This is a genomic window from Taklimakanibacter deserti (assembly GCA_003574785.1).
This window is the reverse complement of sequence record QORU01000019.1, coordinates 102422-122119: the sequence shown is the minus strand read 5'-3', so window position 1 is coordinate 122119 and position 19698 is coordinate 102422. Positions and strand designations below refer to the sequence as shown.

Annotated in this window: 19 protein-coding genes; 11 read left to right on the top strand and 8 right to left on the bottom strand. The window is 63.9% G+C overall.

What is annotated here, in order from left to right:
* Window positions 1-4: 4 nt before the first annotated feature.
* Genes DS839_RS31190 through DS839_RS31175 form a run of 4 tightly spaced genes read right to left on the bottom strand, consistent with a single transcriptional unit; the run spans window position 5 to window position 4882 of the window.
* On the bottom strand, window positions 5-1546 hold the full coding sequence (locus DS839_RS31190; protein ID WP_119274447.1) for a trimethylamine methyltransferase family protein: 1542 nt from the start codon (window positions 1544-1546) through the stop codon (window positions 5-7).
* 20 nt (window positions 1547-1566) lie between these two features.
* A complete protein-coding gene (locus DS839_RS31185) occupies window positions 1567-2535 on the bottom strand; it encodes a D-2-hydroxyacid dehydrogenase (RefSeq protein ID WP_119274475.1) in 969 nt (322 codons plus the stop codon).
* A gap of 4 nt (window positions 2536-2539) precedes the next feature.
* Complete coding sequence (locus DS839_RS31180; RefSeq protein WP_119274446.1) at window positions 2540-3457, bottom strand: dihydrodipicolinate synthase family protein; 918 nt, start codon at window positions 3455-3457, stop codon at window positions 2540-2542.
* Window positions 3458-3481: 24 nt separating this feature from the next.
* Entirely contained in the window at window positions 3482-4882 is a 1401-nt protein-coding gene (locus DS839_RS31175) for an MmgE/PrpD family protein (RefSeq protein WP_368912022.1), read from the bottom strand.
* A 124-nt stretch (window positions 4883-5006) separates the two neighbouring features.
* Here DS839_RS31175 and DS839_RS31170 point away from each other — a divergent pair, with 124 nt between their 5' ends.
* Complete coding sequence (locus DS839_RS31170) at window positions 5007-5894, top strand: LysR substrate-binding domain-containing protein (RefSeq protein ID WP_119274444.1); 888 nt, start codon at window positions 5007-5009, stop codon at window positions 5892-5894.
* A gap of 30 nt (window positions 5895-5924) precedes the next feature.
* Here DS839_RS31170 and DS839_RS31165 read toward each other — a convergent pair whose 3' ends face one another.
* The gene (locus DS839_RS31165) at window positions 5925-7460 is read right to left on the bottom strand and encodes an acid phosphatase (protein WP_368912021.1); all 1536 of its coding nucleotides are present in this window, start codon (window positions 7458-7460) and stop codon (window positions 5925-5927) included.
* Window positions 7461-7525: 65 nt separating this feature from the next.
* On the opposite strand from DS839_RS31165, the gene DS839_RS31160 reads away from it, so the two are divergent.
* Window positions 7526-8752 carry a cytochrome-c peroxidase gene (locus DS839_RS31160; protein WP_119274442.1) on the top strand — a complete coding sequence of 409 codons (1227 nt, stop codon included), beginning with the start codon at window positions 7526-7528 and terminating at the stop codon, window positions 8750-8752.
* An 11-nt stretch (window positions 8753-8763) separates the two neighbouring features.
* On the opposite strand, the gene DS839_RS31155 is transcribed toward DS839_RS31160, so the two are convergent.
* A complete protein-coding gene (locus tag DS839_RS31155) occupies window positions 8764-8976 on the bottom strand; it encodes a hypothetical protein (RefSeq protein ID WP_119274441.1) in 213 nt (70 codons plus the stop codon).
* A gap of 179 nt (window positions 8977-9155) precedes the next feature.
* On the opposite strand from DS839_RS31155, the gene DS839_RS31150 reads away from it, so the two are divergent.
* The 6 genes from DS839_RS31150 to dgoD all read left to right on the top strand — a co-directional run bounded on the left by DS839_RS31150 (window position 9156) and on the right by dgoD (window position 16781).
* Window positions 9156-9959 carry a FadR/GntR family transcriptional regulator gene (locus DS839_RS31150; RefSeq protein ID WP_119274440.1) on the top strand — a complete coding sequence of 268 codons (804 nt, stop codon included), beginning with the start codon at window positions 9156-9158 and terminating at the stop codon, window positions 9957-9959.
* Window positions 9960-10043: 84 nt separating this feature from the next.
* Window positions 10044-11009, top strand: coding sequence for an ABC transporter permease (locus DS839_RS31145; protein ID WP_162918926.1), 966 nt, complete (start codon window positions 10044-10046; stop codon window positions 11007-11009).
* Between the two features lie 49 nt (window positions 11010-11058).
* Entirely contained in the window at window positions 11059-12153 is a 1095-nt protein-coding gene (locus tag DS839_RS31140; RefSeq protein ID WP_162918925.1) for an ABC transporter substrate-binding protein, read from the top strand.
* Between the two features lie 8 nt (window positions 12154-12161).
* The gene (locus tag DS839_RS31135; protein WP_119274437.1) at window positions 12162-14717 is read left to right on the top strand and encodes an ATP-binding cassette domain-containing protein; all 2556 of its coding nucleotides are present in this window, start codon (window positions 12162-12164) and stop codon (window positions 14715-14717) included.
* Window positions 14714-15583, top strand: a complete 870-nt coding sequence (locus DS839_RS31130; RefSeq protein WP_162918924.1) for an SMP-30/gluconolactonase/LRE family protein — start codon at window positions 14714-14716, stop codon at window positions 15581-15583. Before DS839_RS31135 ends, DS839_RS31130 begins: the two co-directional genes overlap by 4 nt.
* 25 nt (window positions 15584-15608) lie before the next feature.
* Window positions 15609-16781 (top strand): galactonate dehydratase, encoded by a 1173-nt coding sequence (dgoD, locus tag DS839_RS31125; protein ID WP_119274474.1) that lies wholly within the window; start codon window positions 15609-15611, stop codon window positions 16779-16781.
* 31 nt (window positions 16782-16812) lie between these two features.
* Here dgoD and DS839_RS31120 read toward each other — a convergent pair whose 3' ends face one another.
* The gene (locus tag DS839_RS31120) at window positions 16813-17226 is read right to left on the bottom strand and encodes a DUF3597 domain-containing protein (RefSeq protein ID WP_119274435.1); all 414 of its coding nucleotides are present in this window, start codon (window positions 17224-17226) and stop codon (window positions 16813-16815) included.
* 211 nt (window positions 17227-17437) lie between these two features.
* Here DS839_RS31120 and DS839_RS31115 point away from each other — a divergent pair, with 211 nt between their 5' ends.
* From DS839_RS31115 to DS839_RS31105, 3 genes are all read left to right on the top strand, one after another.
* Entirely contained in the window at window positions 17438-18028 is a 591-nt protein-coding gene (locus DS839_RS31115) for a type 1 glutamine amidotransferase domain-containing protein (RefSeq protein WP_119274434.1), read from the top strand.
* Between the two features lie 68 nt (window positions 18029-18096).
* Complete coding sequence (locus tag DS839_RS31110; RefSeq protein ID WP_119274433.1) at window positions 18097-18561, top strand: MgtC/SapB family protein; 465 nt, start codon at window positions 18097-18099, stop codon at window positions 18559-18561.
* Between the two features lie 64 nt (window positions 18562-18625).
* Window positions 18626-18913 carry a hypothetical protein gene (locus DS839_RS31105; RefSeq protein WP_119274432.1) on the top strand — a complete coding sequence of 96 codons (288 nt, stop codon included), beginning with the start codon at window positions 18626-18628 and terminating at the stop codon, window positions 18911-18913.
* An 11-nt stretch (window positions 18914-18924) separates the two neighbouring features.
* Here the strand turns inward: DS839_RS31105 and DS839_RS31100 are convergent, their stop codons facing one another.
* Window positions 18925-19686, bottom strand: coding sequence for an SDR family NAD(P)-dependent oxidoreductase (locus DS839_RS31100; RefSeq protein WP_119274431.1), 762 nt, complete (start codon window positions 19684-19686; stop codon window positions 18925-18927).
* Between the last annotated feature and the right edge of the window lie 12 nt (window positions 19687-19698).

The window sequence follows — 19698 nt, the reverse complement described above, 5'->3', positions numbered from 1 at the left end:
GCTTTCACGGCTCGCCCCAGCCGATCTCCTGCTTTCTGTTGGCGACATAGGCGTCGAGTTCTTCGCGGACGGCCGGATCCAGGACCGGCTCCTGATAGTCGCGCAGCGCCTGCTGCCACAGTTGCGTCGCGCGCTCGAGCGCATCGTGCCCGCCTCCCTCCTGCCAGCTGCCGTAGTTCTGCCAGTCGGACAGCATGGGCCGGTAGAATGCCGTTTCATAACGGGCCATGGTGTGATCGGACCCGAAGAAATGTCCGCCGGTCGGCACCGCCTTGATCGCCTCGAAGCCGAGATCGTCCTCCTCGAAGGGCAGCGGCCGCAGGAACTCCATCATGTTCTGCAGGATTTCCACATCGAGGATGAGCTTCTCGTAGGACGCGGTGAGCCCGCCCTCCAGCCAGCCGGCGGCGTGGTAGATCAGGTTCGCGCCGCCAAGCACGGCGCCCCAGGTCGCCATTTCCGTTTCGTAGGCGGCCTGCAGGTCGACGACATTGGATGCATTGGCATTGGACGTTCGATAGGGAAGGCCGTAGCGGCGGGCCAGCTGGCCGGCGACGATATTGGCCTTGGCATTTTCCGGCGTGCCGAAGGCCGGCGCGCCCGAGCGCATGTCGACATTCGAGGTGAAGGCGCCATACATCACCGGCGTTCCGGGATTGATCAGCTGCGTCAGGGTCACGCCGAAAAGCGCTTCGGCATTCTGCTGCGCCAAGGCCGCCGCCAGCGTAACCGGCGTCATCGCCCCCATGAGCGTGAACGGGGTGATGGTGACCGGCTGGCCATGCTCGGCCATGGCGATCAGGCCCTCAGCCATCGCTTCATCGAAAAGCCGCGGCGAATTGACGGAAATGATGGTGGTGACGCCGGGCGAGGCGCGCATCGCATCGACGGTTGTGCCGCGCGCGATGGCCGTCATGTTGATGCTGTCCATGGCGCGGCCCCGGCCGATCGCGGAGCAATGGAAGCTCAGATCGGAAAGCGTCAGATTGGCGCGATAGGTGTCGAGATGCCGGTTGTTGGGCGGCAGCTCCATCGGCGCCACCACCTGATTGCCGATGATGTGGATGGCGTTGAAATGATGCGCCAGCCGGATGAAGTTCTCATAGTCGGCGAGATTGCCTTGCCGGCGTCCGTTGACGCGGTCATGCACATTGGGGGGACCCGCGACCAGCCCGAACACCAGGTCGTTGCCGCCGATCCTGATTTCCTTGCTGGGATTGCGGGACGTGATGGTGAAGGACGACGGCGCCCTCCTCACCGCCTCGGCCACGATGCCTTCGTCGATGCGCACGGTGCTTGCGCTGCGGTCGACAATGGCCCCGGCCGCCTCGAATATCTGCATCACCTTCTCGCCCATCACCTGTATGCCGAGCTCCGAAAGGATGCGCATGGAGGTGCGGTGCAGCTTGTCCATCTGCTCCTCGTTCAGGAGCTGCATCGGCGGATAGGGATTGGTCACACGCTGCCACGGCAGTTGCGGAATGCCGCCGCCGCTGCGGCCCGCTTTCGAGCGCCGCCCGCCGCTGCGTCTTTCATGTACCGTCATTGCTGCGCTCCTTCCTCGTCTTAGTAACCCCGCGCCGGGTCCACCACATTCGTCAGCTTTTCACCGCGCCGATAGCGTTCCAGGTTCTCCGCGAACATGCGCGCCGATCTTGTCTCCCAGCCGTCATAGACCGACGAGCAATGCGGTGTGATGAGCACGTTCTTGTAGCCCCATAAGGGGTGATCGGCCGGCAGCGGCTCGGTTGCGAATACATCGAGCGCCGCACCCTTGATCCGTCCGGCATCGAGTGCTGCGACCAGGGCCGCCTCCTCGACCACGCCCCCGCGCGAGACGTCGATCAGCACCGCCGTCGGCTTCATCGCGGCGAAAGCCTCTCTGCCCACGATCCCGCGCGTCGTCTCCAGGAGCGGCAGGCAGCAGACGATGAAATCGGCGCGCGCCCAGAGGTCCGGCAGACTGTCGCTGCTATGGACTTCATCGACATAAGCGGTCGGTCGCGGCCGGGCCCTGACGCCGAGCGTCGTCATGTCCATCGCCTTGGCGCGCCGGGCCAGCGCCTGGCCGGCCTTGCCCAGTCCGAGAATCAGCACAGTGCGTCCAGCGATCGGCTCGACTTTTCCGGCTGTCCATCGCCTTGCACGCTGATGCACGGCGAATCCCGGCAGGTCGAGCGAGAAGGACAGCATCGCGCCCAGCGCATATTCGGCCATCATGTCGGCGGCCACGCCCGCAGCATTGGTCACCGTCACCTTGGCTGAGTCCCATGGGCGCAGATGGTCGGTGCCGGAGCCTCCGACCGATACCCATCTGACTGTCGCGCTTTCCACCAGCGCCCGGCGCGGGAACAGCGGCGTGCCGGCGAAGCGCACAGAATAAACCACCTCCGCCTGGATCTCGGCGATGGCTTCAGCCAGTCCGGCATAGCTGTCGCAGGCTTTGACCCGGAGATCCGGATGGCTTTCGGCCAGCATGGCAAGGGCCGGCCCGGGCTCGCCGGCATGAACGATGACCGGGGGGTGCGCGCTCACCGATCTAGCCATGCGCCCGCGCGGGAATCACATCCCGAGCTTCACCGAGTGCCGCAAGCAAAGCCTCGCCCAAAGCGAGCGTCGTATTCTCATGCGGCGCCCTGAGATTGAGCCAGCGCGCATCGCCGGACCTGACCGCCAGCACGGCTTTCATCCCGCCGATCAGCCCCGCGGCTTGCACTGCCTTGCGGAACGCCTTGATCGCGGCGTCGCCGGCCATCACATCCCTGCCGGCGCGCGCGCCGTCATAGACGGCCCTGATGGCCGCCGCATTGAGATTGACCGAAGCCGAGATGCAGCCCGCCGCTCCACTGGCGAGGCCTTGCGTCAATTGTCCTTCCGAGCTTGGGAATACCGAGACTTGAGGCGCTGCGGCAATAACCGCGGCCGTGTTGCTCCAATCCCCGGCGCTGTCCTTGTAGCCCACGACCGTTTGGGGAAACGCTCGGTTCAGCCGGGCGGCGAGGTCCGGTGTCACCGGCACACCCGAATTCTGCGGGATGTGATAGAGGACGAGCTTCAGCTCAGGACTTGCCACCTTTTCGACCAATTCGCCGAAATATCGCGCCTGCCCGTCATCGCCGGCTGCGACGTAGAAGAAGGACGGCAACACCATCGCGCCGGCGCAGCCGAGACCGACGGCATGCCGGGTCAATTCCACCGTGTCCGGCAAGGCCGTCAAACCGGTGCCCGGGATCATCCGGCTCGGCGATATGCCCGCCTCGGCCAGCCATTCCAGCGCTTCCATCCGCTCGCCCGGCGACAGCGACAGCGCCTCGCCCGTCGTGCCGAATGGCGAAAGATAATGCGCCCCCTCATCGAGCACCCATTTCGCGTGCGCGATCCAGAGATCGCGGGCAATGCTGCCGTCGGCCTCGAAGGGCGTCAGAATCGGCGCGATCACGCCCTTGATGGAGTTCATCGGTTCAATCCTTGTATCAGGAACCTATGCAGCGTCATGGCGCTGGCTGGCCGGGGGATCATAGAGCAGACTTGCGAGGTCGCCGAACCGGCTTTCGCGCATGGTGAGGCCGAGGATGCGGTCGCGGATCGCCGCGGCACGCGCTTGTCCGAGCACCGGTGCGGCGAACTCCATATATTTTTCGATGATATCGTCCGGCGTGAACGGCGCCTCGGGTCCGCCGCGCGCATGCACATCGCCCGACTCCAGGACGCGCCCGTCCATTGTCTCGATCCGAACGTCGGCCCAGCGCCCTTCCGGAAAGCGGGCGCTGTGACGTGCCGATTCCACGACCTCGATGCGTTTCAGCATCGCGGCGACCGCCGCATCTTCGAGGCCCGCACCCGAAATATGCTCGACGCCGATCCGGCCATGAATGATCATGGTCGCCACCGCGAAGGCCAGACTATATTGCGCCTTCGATGTCGTGTCCGGCATGCCTGCGAACAGCGCCGCTGCGTGGTGGAAGCTGTTGACCCTCACTCTGGCGATTTGCGCAGGCGCCAGGCGATGCGCCAGACAGAGCGCCCGTGTCCCGTCGATTGCCGCATGCGCCCAGCGGCATATGGGATAAGGCTTTATATATTGACGAGTGACCTGCCAGAACCTGCCGAGATCCTCCCAATAATGGGCCACCTCCGGCGCTTCGACGGTGATGGCGGGTGCTCCGGCAAAGCCGTTGCCGGCCAGCACGGCCGCCGAAAGGCCGACCAGCGCGCCCATGCCGGAGCCGTCATGCAGCATGGTCGGCGTCGCGATCTCGCGCATCATCTGGCTGCGCGGCCCGTGATATTCCGCGATCCCCAGGGCATGACGGAACTCGCCGTCATCGAGGCCGATGAAGCGCGCCGCCATGGCGGCAACGCCGAGCGCGTTCCAGGCGCCCGAGGTGTGATAATCCGAAACCGTCGCATGCAGCGCTATGCCGGCCCGGCCCGCAATCTCGTAGCCGATGACTAGGGAGGCAAGCGCCTCGGGCCCGGTGAGCTGTGGCGCCGCTTCGGCCAAAGCCGCCAGTGCCGGCACCATGGCCACCCCCATATGGCCCTTGGTCGGGCTGTAGCCGTCATGACCGTCGAGATTGTCGGTCTGCGTGGCCGCCGCAAAGGCGGCACCCGCCACGCTCACGCGCCGGCCGTCGAACAGCATCCGCGCCGAATGCCGGCTGGCGCCGGTCCCATAGAGCAGAGCCGCCGTCTCCCGTGCGATCCGCCCCGCCTCCATGGGTGCGGCGGCAATGACGATGCCCATTGTGTCGAGAAGCTGCAGTGCCGCAGCCCGAAGCGCTTCCGCCGGGAAGGATGGCGCCGGCTTTCGCAGCGCAAAATCCGCGATTTTGGCACAGACCCCGACGCCTGCGCCGGACATCTCAGGCTGATGGACCACTGACGCCTCCCTTTCGTCTTTACCAATGAATAATTTGGCCATGGGGCCCATTCACGCAATTAGTTTGGCGCCAATGGCCAAAAAAATCGATGTCACTGCCTTTGGCGCGCGATAGACTGAAGGCATGAAACCGCCGCCACCACTCAATTATATCCGCTCGTTCGAATGCTCCGCCCGCCATCTCAGCTTCACGCTTGCCGCCAGCGAGCTCGGCTATACCCAGGCCGCGGTCAGCAATCATGTGCGGGCACTGGAACACTATCTCGGCCGCCAATTGTTCATCAGATATCCGCGCAGCCTCAAGCTGACCGAAATGGGCGAGGCGTTCCTGCCGACATTGCGCCAGGCGCTCGACCAGATCGATCATGCCACCGAGGCGATCGTTACCTCGACGCGCAACAAGACCGTGGTCATTTCCTGCCCCATGAGCCTGGCGGAGAACTGGCTGGCGGGATGCATGGCGGCCTTCCGCGCCCAGCATCCCGAGATCGAGGTCGTGCTCCACGGCACGATCTGGGAGGATCTCAGCGAGCAGATCGCCGACATCACCATCTCGACGCGGCGCTTCGACGATCGTCCGCCCACAGGCGTCCCGCTGTGGAACGACCAGCTGGTCCTGCTTTGCGCGCCGGAGCTGATGACGGGGGCAAAACCGCTGAAGTCGCCGCAGGACATCCTTCATGTCGACTGGATTTTCGTGCATGGTCGGCAGGAGTACTGGCAGTGCATGGGCGATGCGCTCGGCATCGACATCTCGGACTATGAAAAAGGCATCACCACGAACGCCTCGAATATCGCGCTCGAACTGGCAGCGACGGGAGCGGGCTGCGTCGCAACCCAGTATTCGCTCGCCAAGGCCTATCTCAGCCGCGGCCTTCTGGTCGAGCCGTTCGCCATCCGGCCGGCAAGCCCGTGGACATACTACCTGTCCGAAAGCCAGCTTTCGAAGGGCAGCGTGGTCAAGACGGTCAAGAGCTGGATCCTTGCGCGGGCGACGGCGGACGTGGCGTGAAACATCCGCTAGTTTCGCAATTCAACGCTCTCACTTGCTCTGTTTGAGATCGAGCGCGCTGGTCAGATCGCCTAACGGCTTTTGCCTGTGCGCGGCGATGGCGCTGTCGCGCACGGTGATGCCGTGGAGCGTCGGCAGCTCGAAGCGGCGCGTGATGAAGCGCAGGATCGAGGTCGTGTCCATCGGCGTGTGGTCGATGAAGCCGCGGCGCGCATAGGGTGAGACGATGATGGCGGGGATGCGCGAGCCCGGTCCCCAGCGGTCGCCCTTGGGCGGCGCCACATGGTCCCACAGGCCGCCATTCTCGTCATAGGTGACGACGACCAGCATATGCGGCCATTGCGGGCTCTTTTCCAGATGCGCAACGACGTCGGCGATATGGGCATCGCCCGCCTGGATGTCGGCATAGCCCGAATGCTCGTTGAGGTCGCCCTGCGGCTTGTAGAAGGAGACTTGCGGCAGCGTGCCGGCATCGATCGCCTTGATGAACTCGACGCCCGCCAAGCCGCCGTCGCGCAAGTGCTCGGCGCGAGCCTGAATGCCCGGCGCGAAACTGGCATAGTAGTTGAGCGGCTGGTGGTGATATTGGAAGTTCGGCACCGGCGTCTTGTTGCCGTGATCGAGCACGTCCTGCCAGGCCCCGCTGTACCAGGCCCAACTGATGCGCTTGAGGCTGAGCAAGTCGCCGATCGTCGGTTCGACCTGGGGCGGCAAGGTCGTCGGCTTTTCCGGATCCGCCAGCGCCTTGTCACCATCCTTCGCGGGCTCGTTGCCGCTTGGCTGGTAAGGCGGCTGCATGGTGTTCACGGCATGGAAGTCGGGCGTGAGATTGCCGTCGCTCACGAATTTCGGGATGCCGTCCAGCGCCGATTTCGGCGAATTGGCGGCGAGCTTGAGCGTCACCCCATCCGCTTCGACCACGGCGATCGAAGGCTTGGCCGGGTTGGTATCGGCGTTGGGATAATAGGGCGCGCAGGCGCAGACCAGCCATTGATGATTGAAGAAGGAGCCACCGAAGCCCCCCATGAAGAAGTTGTCCGCCAGCACGTATTTCTGGGCGACCTTCCACATCGCCGTCCTGGAGCCGTCCCACAGGCTCATCACCATGGCGCCGGAATCGGCATAGGCGACGAACTTGTCGTTGCGCCCGCCATTGATCTGCATCTGGTTCTGATAGTAGCGGTGCCAGAGGTCGCGGGTGATGGTGCCGTAGCCGAGATTGAAGCCCTTGGGATCGTCCACGTGGAAGGGGCGGTTCGGCAGATGCTCGGTCTCGGCCTGGGTCACCGGCGGCGTGACGCCCTTGGCGGTCAGACCCTCCCAGATCGGCGGCAGCTCGCGGAAGGGCTTGCCGTCGCGATCGCGCTGGATGCGGGCACTTCGGGGCGCCTTCGCCACCCCGTTGGCTCCCGGGAAATTGCCGTAGAGATTGTCGAAGCTGCGGTTCTCCGCATAGATCACCACCACGGTGTCGATCAGCTTCAGATTGTCGGCGGCGCGCGCCGGAGCAACCGTGGCGATGGCAAAACCGAAAGCCGAAAGGACCATCGCTGTCATCGTCCGCATTCGGGCCTCCTGCATCCATCCGACTGTTGCTATTGTAACCTTCATCATAGCAAGGACGATGCAACATGCGGATTAAATGTTGGATCTTCGTTTTGGCGATCATCCTGCCGGGTGTGGTCAGCGCATCGGATGCGGCCGGCCAGGAAATGTCCCGGGCGGAAGCCCGCCGGCAGGCGCAAGCGCTGACCGATCTCGGTCGTGCCCTCTTCTTCGATCCATCGCTGTCGGGGTCCGGCAAGCTCGCCTGCTCCTCCTGCCACGATCCCGCCCACGCGTTCGGTCCCGCCAATGGCCTGGCGGTGCAGCTCGGCGGCGGCGACATGCTCAAGCCCGGCGGACGCGCCGTGCCCTCGCTCAAATATCTGCAGGCCGTCCCGCCCTTCACCGAGCATTTCTTTGATTCCGAGGATGAGGCCGATGAGAGTGTCGACAACGGGCCGACCGGCGGCCTGACCTGGGACGGGAGGGTCGACCGCGGCGCGGACCAGGCCCGCATACCGTTGCTGTCCGATTTCGAGATGGGCAACCGCAGCGAGGCCGAGGTTGCGCGCCGCGTGCTTCAGGCGGGCAACGGCAAGGCGATCGCCGCCATCATCGGCGTAAAGGCGATGAAAGACCCGGCGAAGGTCTACAAGACGGCGCTCAAGGCGCTCGAAGCCTTCCAGCAGGATTACCGGACCTTCTATCCCTATTCGAGCAAATATGACGCGGTGCTCGCGGGCAAGGCCGAGCTCACCGCACAGGAAGCGCGAGGGCTCGAGCTCTTCAACGCGCCGGAGAAAGGCAATTGCGCCTCCTGCCATATCAGCCAGCGTGGCAATGACGGCACACCGCCGCAATTCACCGATTACGGGATCATAGCCCTCGGCCTGCCGCGGAACCGCGACATTCCCGCCAACAAGGATCCCGCCTATTTCGATCTCGGCCTGTGCGGGCCCCTGCGCACGGATTTTCTGGAGCGCGGCGATTACTGCGGCCTGTTCCGCACGCCGACATTGCGCAACATCGCTCTGCGCAAGGTTTTCTTCCACAACGGCGTCGCGCGCGCGCTCAACGACGCCGTCCGGTTCTATGTCGAGAGGGAGACCCGTCCGGACCGCTGGTATCCCCGCAAAGCGGATGGCGGGATCGACAAATATGACGATCTGCCTCCGGCGGCGAAAACCAATATCAACATGGATCCGCCTTTCGATCGCAGGGCCGGCGAGGCGCCTGCCCTCAATCCCGCCGAGATCGACGACATCGTCGCCTTTCTCGGCACCCTCACCGATGGCTACGAGTCACCTCAATGAAGGTCCGACGATCACGCGCCGGCAGGCTTGCCCGGCAGGCCGAGTACGCGTGCGACCGCATCGGCCCCCTTGCCGGAGGCGGCCGTCTCTCCGTTGTCGCGCACATCGAGTTCGGCTCCGTTGGAAAAACTGAGCGACCAGCCGTTACCGGCGCTATTGCGGCGGCGATCGGTGAGTTCGATACCGGCGGCGGAAGCCAGCGCAATGGCTTTATCGACGTCCATTCTCATCACCTCATGAATGACGTTTCATCATGATCACAATGTGTGGCGCAGGACGTCAAGATGACCCGATGTTGCCCTGCCGGTCGCGGCAGGGATCGGCAATCACTGGTATTTGCCTGTTAGTCTGACTATTATGTCTTTTAATGTGACTTTTAGCTCAAGCGGCGAGACAGGCGAACATGGTGGACGGGACAATCGGCCGGGACTCTGCGCGACCAAAGCCTGGTCTCCGTAGCGCCGACACCTCGCTCGGGGGCAAGATCGCATCGACGCTGGCGGTGCGCATCCTCGCCGGAACATATATTCCTGGAACACCGCTTCCCTCCGAGGAAAAGCTCTGCAAGGAGTTCAAGGCCAGCCGGACGGCCTTGCGCGAATCGATGAGGGTGCTCACCGCCAAAGGGCTCGTCGAGCCGCGCCAGCGCGTGGGAACGATCGTCAGAAGCGACGAGGAATGGAACCGGCTCGATCCGGACGTGCTCGGCTGGATGCGCCAGGTGGCGCCCGACCCCGAATTCATCCGCGGCTTGATCGAGGTCCGCACCGTGATCGAGCCCGTCGCCGCCGAGCTTGCGGCGCGGCGCGCCACGGCCCGCGACCTGGCGGCGATCGAGTCGGCCTATGACCGCATGTGCAAGAGCCATCCGCATGATCTCGAAACCTGCACGGCGGCCGATCTCGACTTCCATCTCGGCATCCTTGCCGCGACCAAGAACCCGGTTTTCGCCCATCTCGGCAGCGTGATCGGCGCCGCCCTGTCGAGTTCGTTCCGGCTGACGACCTCGCTCACCCGCTCCTATGAGCGAACGCTTGCCGCGCATGGCGAAGTGCTGGAAGCCATTCGCCTGCGCAAGCCCAAGGCCGCCCGCGAGGCCATGCTCGGGCTCATCGATGTCGCCTCCAACGATCTCGAAGGGCTCGACCGCGACACCTACAATTATTCCTTCACCGGCCCGTCGACGAAGCGGCAGAGCGCGAAATAGCAAATCCAGCCTTGTATTATTTTTTATTGGCAATAATATACAAACCCTGAGCGCGCTGGCAAACAGCGGCCGCGGATGGGAGCCATGAACTCGATCGCGCAAAAGGCGGTCCCGCCCTGGCGGTTACCGATAAGCAGCTTCGTCATCTGGCTGGCGGCCATCGGGCTTTTCCTGATCTCCGGCCTCGTCTCGCCGGCCGTGTTGCAGGTGGGCCAGGTCCTCAACATCCTTCAGGTCGCGGCCTTCCTCGGTGTGCTGGCCACCGGCCAGACGCTTGCCCTCCTCATCGGCGGAATAGATCTGAGCCAGGCCGGCACGGTCACCCTCGTCAATATCGTGTCGACAAGCCTCATGCTGGGCAGCGATGCCAATATCGCATCGGCCGTCATCATATGCTTCGTCCTTGCGCTCGCGATCGGATTTCTGAACGGATTCGTGATCGTCGTCTTGCGCGTAACGCCGCTGATCGCCACGCTGGCGGCGAACTCCATCCTTTTCGGCGCAGCGCTCGTCTATACCGGAGGCGCGCCGCATGGTGCTGCGGCGCCCGCCTTTCAGTGGATCGGCGCCGGCAACCTCTTCGGCTTTCCGGTCAGTGCGATCTTCTGGCTCGTTGTCGCCCTGGCGGTCGCCTGGGCCATGAACAGGACTGTCTATGGACGCTGGATCTATGCGACGGGCGCCAATCCGCGGGCCGCGCAGCTCATGGGCGTTCCTGTCGCCTGGGTGACGATTTCCGCCTATGTGGCGAGCGCGGTTCTCGCCGCCTTCGGCGGCCTTCTGTTCACCGCCTATATCGGCGCGCCGAGCCTCGGCATCGGCAACCAGTTCCTGCTCACGGCGGTCGCTGCCGTCGTCGTCGGCGGCACGCGGCTGACCGGCGGCTCCGGCAGCGTCATCGCCACCATGGGCGGAACCCTCTTCATCACCGAGCTCAACAGCTTCACCAACATCATTCGCGCGACAACCGGCACGCAAATGGTCGTGCAAGGCGCCATCATCGCGCTGAGCGTGCTGCTCTACCGCTCGATCTCCTCGGCGCGAGGCTGAGGCACAGACGGCAAATCACGGTCGGCAGATCAACATGGGAGGATTGAAAATGACTGGGAATTCGAAAGGCTTCGTGTTGTCGAAGCGTCGCCTGCTCGCCTATGGCGCAGGTCTCGCCGGTTTTGCGGCTAGCGGCTGGGCCGGCGCGCTCGCCGATACGATCGACAACGCCGAGAAGACCGGCGCCGGCCCCAAGGTGAAGATCGAAAAGAAGAAGGGGCCCTATCGCATCGGCTTTTCCAACGGTTTTTCGGGCAACAGCTGGCGGGCCATGTGCATAAGGGCCCTCGAGCTTGAAGCGAAGGCGCAGTCCGATGTCGCCGATCTCATCATCGTCGACGGCCAGAACGACATCACCAAGCAGGTCGGCGATATCGAATCGCTGGTGAGCCAGCAGGTCGACGCCATACTCGTCATCGCCAATTCGGGAACGGCCGTCGTGCCCGCCATTCGCGCCGCGATGCAGGAAGGCATCGTCACGGTACCGTTCAACCTGCCGATCGAAGGCGAGGACTACCATGCCTATTGCGGCACCGATCCAAGCCGCAAGGGAAAATCCTCAGGCACATGGCTGAAAGATGCGCTCGGCGGCACGGGCAAGATCGTGGCGCTCGGCGGCCTTCCCGGCAATTCCTACACGGCCGCCGGATGGAAGGGCGCGCAGGAAGCCTTCGCGGGCAGCGACATCGAAGTGCTGGCCTTCAAGGATACGGACTGGTCGGAGGACAAGGCCAAGGTGGTGATGAGCGATCTCATCGCAGCCTATCCGCAGATCGACGGCATCTGGGCGGATGGCGGCCAGGTGACATCGGGCGCAAGCAAAGCCCTGCTCGCCGCAGGGCGGCCGCTGATCCCGGTCACGGGAGACGATTATAACGGCCTGCTCAAGCTCTATGATTCCGACAAGGGCAAGCAGCCGAAATTCGACATCGGTCTCATCTCCGAGCCGACCTGGGAAAGCGTGGTCGCCTTGCGCATGGCCTTGGCGCTGCTGCGCGGCGAGGAGATCCAGAAGCAGCTCATCATCACGCCCAAGCTCATCACCAAGGACAATTACAAGGACTATATGCGCCCCGATCTTCCGGACGCGGTGTTCACGGACACCAACCTGCCTGACGATGAACTGAAGAAGATCTTCAGCTGATTGCCGAAGTGACCGGAGGAGTCGAAATACCGCTGGCGGTCGAGGGAATATCGAAGGCGTTTCCTGGCGTACAGGCGCTTACGAATATTTCCTTCGACTGCCACGCTGGAGAAATCCACGCCCTTGTCGGCGAGAACGGCGCCGGGAAGTCGACGCTGATGCGCATCCTTGCCGGCGTCCATCGTCCGGATACGGGCAAGATCCTCATCGACGGCGCCGAGATCACGCTTTCAGGTCCTGCCGATGCGCGTCGGCGCGGCATCGCGATGGTCTATCAGGACACCCGGCTCGTTCCCGATCTCGACGCGGCACAGAACATCTCGCTCGGCCATGAGCCCGGCCGCGTTCTCGTCGATTACACGGCGATGCGCGCTGAGGCTCACGATCTCCTGCGCGAGCTCGGCGATGAGCTCGATCTGCGCCGGCCGGTGCAGGAGCTCTCGCTCGCCCAGCGGCAGCTGATCGAGATCGCCCGCGCGCTGACGGCCAAGGCGCGCGTCCTCATTCTGGATGAGCCGACATCCGCCTTGACGCCGCCCGAGGTGGAGAGGCTCTTCGCCATCCTGGGCCGGCTTCGCGCCCAAGGCACGGCCATCATCTTCATCTCGCACCGTCTTCCCGAAGTTTTCGCCGTTACCGATCGGATCACGGTCATGAAGGACGGCGAGATCGTCGGCACGATTGCGACCGCGGAGACGAACCAGGAGACCATCGTCTCCATGATGGTCGGCCGCGACCTGGGCCTGGCATTTCCGCCGCGCGCGTCATCGCTCGGGCCGGTCGTGCTTTCGGTCGATCATCTCGATGCGCCGGGCTCGTTCTGCGATGTGTCCTTCGATCTGCGCGCCGGCGAGATCGTCGGTCTCGGGGGAATCACCGGAAGCGGCCAACAGGCCGTCGCGCGGGCCCTCTATGGTCTCGTCCCGGCGGCCGGTTCGGTCACCATCGGCGACAGCAATGCCGCACTCTCCGATCCGGACCGGGCGATCGCAGCGGGTATCGTCTATCTCCCGGCCGACCGGCGGGGAGAGGGAATGTTCCTCCCCCATTCGGTGAGCGAGAACATCGCTTTGCCCCATATCCGCTACTGGGCGAGGCTCGGCGTCCTGGATCGCGCACGCGAGCACAGCGAAGTCACGCGCCAGATCGAGACACTCGCCATCAAAACTCCCTCGGCCCGGCAGGCCGTGGGCCTCCTGTCCGGCGGCAACCAGCAGAAGGTCGCCTTCGCGCGCTGGCTTCTGTCCAATCCGCGGGTCTGCATATTCGACGAGCCGACCCAGGGCGTCGATGTCGGCGCCAAGCTCGAGATCTATTCGATCATCCGTGCCCTCGCGGGGCGCGGCGTCGCGGTGATCGTCGTCTCCTCGGACGTTCTCGAACTGATCGGCCTGTCCGACCGCATCCTGACCTTTGCCCAGGGGCGGATCGTCGATGAGGTTAGAGGCAGCGAGGCGACGGAAGAGAGAATCGTGGGAAGCGCCGTGCGAGCCGCAGCGACAACCGGCCTTGCGCGTCTCTCGCAAGCTGCGCCGAAGCCCGCCCGCGAGCGGGGATCGGCATCGCCGCTCCTCAGACGCTACGGCCCGGCCTTTCTTCTCATGGCCATCACCTTGGCCGTCTCAGCCTATGCAACGCTTCAATCGCCCTATTTCCTCACCGGCCGCAACATGGCGAACCTCGCCATCCAGGTGACGCCGCTGCTCATCGTGGCGCTCGGACAGCTCGCCGTCATCTTGACCGGCGGGATCGACTTGTCGGTCGGCCCCAATATCAGCCTCACGACGGCCGTGGCCTCGTTCCTTCTGATCGCCGAGCCTCCATTGCCCATGCCGCTTGGCATCGCCGTCTGCCTGGCGGCGGGACTTATCGTCGGGATCGGCAATGCGCTTCTCGTCCAGACGCTCAAAATCCCCGACCTCATCGCCACGCTCGCGACATTCTCGATCGTCGCCGGGCTTGCGCTTATCGCGCGTCCATCGCCCGGAGGCTTGCTCAGCGGCGATTTCGCCTCAGGCGTGGTCGCACGCTGGTGGGGCGTGCCGATCGCCTTCGTCTTCGCTCTTCTCGCCGCGCTAATTTTCGAGTTGCTGCTGGCGCGCGGCCGGATCGGCATCAGGCTCTATGCCGTGGGCTCGAGCGAGGAAGCCGCCTATGTTGCAGGCCTTCCTACGGGCTGTGTCCGTTTCGCGGCCTATATTTTTGCCGGCCTGATGGCCGCCGTTGCGGGTCTCGTCGTCGCGGCGCGGATCGGCAGCGGCGATCCCCAGGCTGGAACGAACTTCACGCTGCTCTCGGTCACCGCCGTGGTGCTCGGCGGCACCAGCGTCTTCGGCGGGCGGGGAACGGCGGTCGGCACGCTCGTGGCGGCGATCCTCATCATGACGATCCAGAACGCCATGAACCAGCTCCATGTCTCGGCCTATTGGCAATATATATGGACCGGGCTCCTCACGCTGGCGGCGATGGCAATCTATGCCGCGCAGATCGGCCCGGTATCGACTGCGGCGCTGCGCCGGCACTTCATGCGCAGCAAGCGGATTTTCTCGGGAGCAGCCTCATGAGCCGCGTCGATCTTGTCGTCGACTGTCGCAACAAGCTCGGCGAAGTGCCCTTGTGGGATGTCGAGGAACAGGCGCTCTACTGGGTGGACATCGAGGGCAAGCTTCTGCAGCGTTACCGGCCCGGCAGCGGAACGATCGATCGCTGGCAGATGCCGGAACGGATCGGCAGCTTTGCGCTGCGCGAGCAAGGCGGGCTGATCGTCGCCTTTGCGTCGGGCATCGCCTTCTATGACCTGAAGGACGGCGCCATCGAATGGATCGCCAGGCCCGATCCCAATCCCCGCAACCGCTTCAATGAAGGCAAGTGCGACAGGAAAGGCCGCTTCTGGGCCGGCACCATGGACGACAGTCTCAGCGATCACACGGCTGCGTTGTTCCGCATCGATCCCGATCTCTCGGTGCATCGGATGATCGACAATGTCGGAATATCCAACTGCTTCGTATGGTCGCTCGCCAATGACCGCTTCTATTTCGCAGATACGCTCGACAAGCGCATCTACCGATTTGCCTATGATCATGAAAAAGGCGCGCTCGGCGACCGCGAGATTTTCGCCGACACCGCCGCGGAGAATGTCGGGCCTGACGGCGGCACGATCGATGCGGAAGGCTTCATCTGGAACACCCATTGGGACGGCTGGAAGGTCGTTCGCTACGCTCCCGATGGCAGGATCGATCGGGTCGTCGAACTGCCGATCCAGAAACCGACGAGTTGCATGTTCGGGGGGCCTGATCTCGGCACGCTCTATGTCACCTCGGCCATATGGGACCTCACCCCCGACATGCTGAAGGATCAGCCCGGCGCCGGCGGCGTGTTCGCCATCGACGCCGGCGTCCGCGGCGTGCCGGAACCACGCTTCGCCGGATAACTCAAATTCGAGATTGATCAAGCTCATGAAAATCACATCCATCAAGACCATCGTCGTGAATGCCGAGATGAGGAACTGGGTCTTCGTGAAAGTGGAGACGGACCAGGCCGGTCTCCATGGCTGGGGCGAGGCGACGCTCGAATGGAAGACGCGCGCCGTCGTCGGCGCGGTCGAGGATCTGGCCCCGCTCCTCATCGGACACGACCCGCGTGACATCGAACAAGCCTATCGCATGATGAACAAGCAAGGCTTCTGGCGCATGGGCGTCATCGGGGCCTCCGCGATCTCCGGCATCGAGGTCGCGCTGTGGGACATTCTCGGCAAGGATCTGGGGGTGCCGGTATGGCGGCTGCTCGGCGGCAAGACGCGCGAGCGGGTACCCGTCTATACCCATCTCGGCCTCGGCGACATGCGCGCCGTCTATGAAACCATGCAGCCGAACGAGCTTGTCGATCGCGCGATGGAGGTCGTCGAGAAGGGTTACCGCGCGCTCAAGGTCGTCTTCATCCCCTATACGCACTACACCGCGCCGTTGCGCGCCGTCGACCACGTCGCCAGGCTCATGGAGACCCTGCGCAAGGCCGTCGGTGATGACGTCGAGATCATGATCGACTTCCATGGCCGTCCGGCCTCGGCGGCGGCGGCCCTCGATTACATTCGCGCCCTTGCCCCGGGGCGGCCGCTCTTCGTCGAAGAGCCCGTGCCGCCCGGCAATCCGGAGTTGATGAAAGCCGTCACCGCCGCCTCGCCCGTCGCCATCGCAACCGGAGAGCGTCTTATCGGGCGCAGCGAATTCGAGCCCCTGTTCCGGCTCAACGCCATTCATATCGCGCAGCCCGATATCGCCCATACCGGCGGGCTCGCCGAATCCCGCAAGATCGCCGCCGCAGCCGAAACCGCCGGCATCGGCATCGCGCCCCACAATCCGCTCGGGCCGCTCGCCGGTGTCGCCGCCTTGCATTTCGACATCGCCACGCCGAATTTCGTGATCCAGGAAGAAATGACGGGATCGGTGCCCTGGTATTCCGAGGTCGCCGATACGCCGATCAGGATGGTCGACGGCGCTTGGCAGATTCCGCAGGCACCCGGCCTCGGCGTCGAGGTCAACGAAAAGGTCGCGGCAAAGCACCCCTTTGCGCAAGAAGTCATTCACACCAAGCACGCCACGATCGGCGACGGCACTGTGGTGGATTGGTAGCGACTAGGAAACCGGGCGTTGACCCTGCCGATCAGTCGAGCAGGTCGGCGGGCACCTTGCCGCCGTTTTCGGCAAGCTTCTTCATCAAGGCCTTGTGCAGCCAGACATTCATCTTGGCGCTGTCCTTGGTATCGCCCGTATAGTTGAGCTCCTTGGCGAGCCTCTTGCGGGCCTCGAGCCCGCTGTCGAGATCAAGCGCCTTCATCAGGTCGACGATGGACTTGCGCCAGTTGAGCTTCTGCTTCTTGCCCGCAACGGCCTTTTCCAAGACGGCGGACACATCGACGGTCGCTTGCGGGCTTGGCGCGGCCGGGGCTTCAGCAGAAGCCGTCGTCGATGCCGGTGCTTGCGGAGTTGCCGTCGTCGACGGACGGGTGGTCGGCTGGGCAGGCGCTGCATTTGCCTTGCCGAAGATTGCATCTCTGATGCCATCGAAAATTCCCATGTCTTTCTCCTGACGCCGACATAGCCGACCAAAGATGCCGTCCCTCACGTCATTCTAGGCAGCGGAGATGCCCGTCGCAAGCTGCCAATCGCATTGAAGGAAATCTCGGCGCCCATGTGAAATTCACCATCTCGCGGCAGCTTCCTTGAAACAATCGAGACCGGACGCCGTTGCCGGAAGGCAAGCCGACTTGTTGGAAAGGAGAAGCCGCATGACCGATATTCGGAAGGCCAGAATCCTCATCATCGCGACCGACGGATTCGAGCAATCGGAGCTCCTGGTGCCGCTGCAGAAGCTGCGCGAGAAAGGTGCCGTGGTCGAAATCGCCGCCCCGGACAAGACCCGCGAGCGCAGCGAGATCCGAGGATGGCGCGGCGAGAGCGCCAAGGCGGACTGGGGCGACAGCGTGCCGGTCGACAGGAGTCTCGATGATATCGATCCACAATCCTATGACGCTCTCATCGTGCCCGGAGGCGTCATGAATCCGGACAAGCTGCGTCTCGAGCCCAAGGCCATCGAAGCCGTCCAGCGTTTCACCAAGGACGGAAAGATCGTGGCCGCGATCTGCCACGGGCCGTGGCTTCTGGCCGATGCCGGTGTCGCCAAGGGCCGCCGCATGACCTGCTTCTGGTCGATCCGCAAGGATATCGAGAATGCCGGGGCCCAATGGTCGGATCAGGAGGTCGTCACCGACGACGGCATCATCACCAGCCGATCGCCCAAGGATATTCCCGCCTTCATCGACAAGATCGTCCAGGAAATCGGAGAAGGGCGCCACGCGGCGCGGCGCATCGCTGCCTGATGCCGCGGCGGGAACAATATCCCGCGGCGAAACGTTCATGGTTCCTCGGATGATACGCGCGAGGCGCCGTGGATACACAACTCGTCGAGACGATTCTGCGGCTGGGTAGCGCAGCCGCGGTGGGCATGATCGTCGGCATCAATCGCGATCTGATGAACAAGCCGATGGGCATGCGCACGCTCGGGTTGGTCGCGCTCGGCGCGGCCGTCGTATCCCTGGCTGGGATCGAATTCCGCGATTTGGCCGCCCATCCCGACGCGCTGAGCCGCGTGGTTCAGGGCATCATCCAGGGGATCATGGCCGGCATCAGCTTCATCGGCGCCGGCGTGATCTTGCGCGATCCGCATGCACATCACGTGGAAGGCTTGACGACCGCGGCAACCGTCTGGGTCACCGCCGCGCTGGGCATCGCCTGCGCGCTTGCCGCTTGGCATATCGTCGCCGTCGGCCTCGCTTTCGTTCTCATCCTGCTTGTCGGCGTCGCCTGGCTGGAGAACCGCTTCTCCCGCCGCATGCCGGATGACCCGCAATAACATGAACGTAGGAACGTTCCGGCAGACTGCCGGTTGTCGTCACGAGCAAAATCGGAGGTAAATCATGAGCCAAGCCAAGGTCACGACCGATCATGCCGAGATTCGCCGCTGGGCCGAGCAGCGTGGCGGACATCCCGCAACCGTGAAGGCCACGTCCAGTGATAGCAAGGCGGGCATATTGCGGCTGGATTTCGATCCCAAGGACGAAAGCCTGAAAGGCGTCGCCTGGGATGAGTTCTTCCGCAAATTCGACGGTGAAGAACTTGCGTTCCTTCATCAGGACAAAACGTCTGATGGGAAGCTTAGCCGCTTCCACAAATTCGTCGATCGCAACGCGGCGAACGACAACTAAGTAAGGCCAGTTCAGCCGGCGCTGTTGCCGCCATCGACCGCGAGCATCACACCCGTGATGAAGGACGATTGATCGGAGGCAAGGAAGCAGACGGCATCGGCGACTTCGGCCGGCCGGCCGACGCGGCCGAGAGGGATCGCTTCGCCAAGCGTCCGGAGCAGTTCTGCGCGCGGCAATCCGGACATGGCTCCATCCAGCATCCGCGTATCCGTGTCACCCGGACAGACGGCATTGATCCTGATCCCCTCAGCAGCGTGATCGAGCGCCATCGAGCGGGTGAGCTGGACCACCGCGCCCTTGCTCGCGCCATAGGCCGCGGCGCCGCGCGCGCCGACCAGGCCCCAGTCCGACGCAATATTGACGATGGCGCCCGATTTCTTCGCCGTCATGACGCGCAATGCCGCGCGCGACAGGCGGAAGACCGACGTCACATTCGTCTCCAATGTCGCGGTCCATTCCGCATCGGTGCATTCCATCGCCGTGCCGCGAAACAGGATGCCGGCATTGTTGACGAGGACGTCGAGGCCCCCGAACAGCTCGACCGCATGCGCAACGAGGCGGTCGGCCGCTTCCTTATGGGTGACATCGGCGGAGAGATAGTGCACCGCACCTCCCGCCGCGGGATAGCGCGCGGCAATATCGGCGGGCGACAGATTGCGACGCGCAGTCAAGAGCAGGTTCGCGCCAAGGCCGGCAAAGCGGCGAGCAATCGCTTCGCCTATGCCGGAGCTCGCCCCCGTCACCAGGACGGATTTGCCCGCAAAACTGATCATGATCCTCTCCGG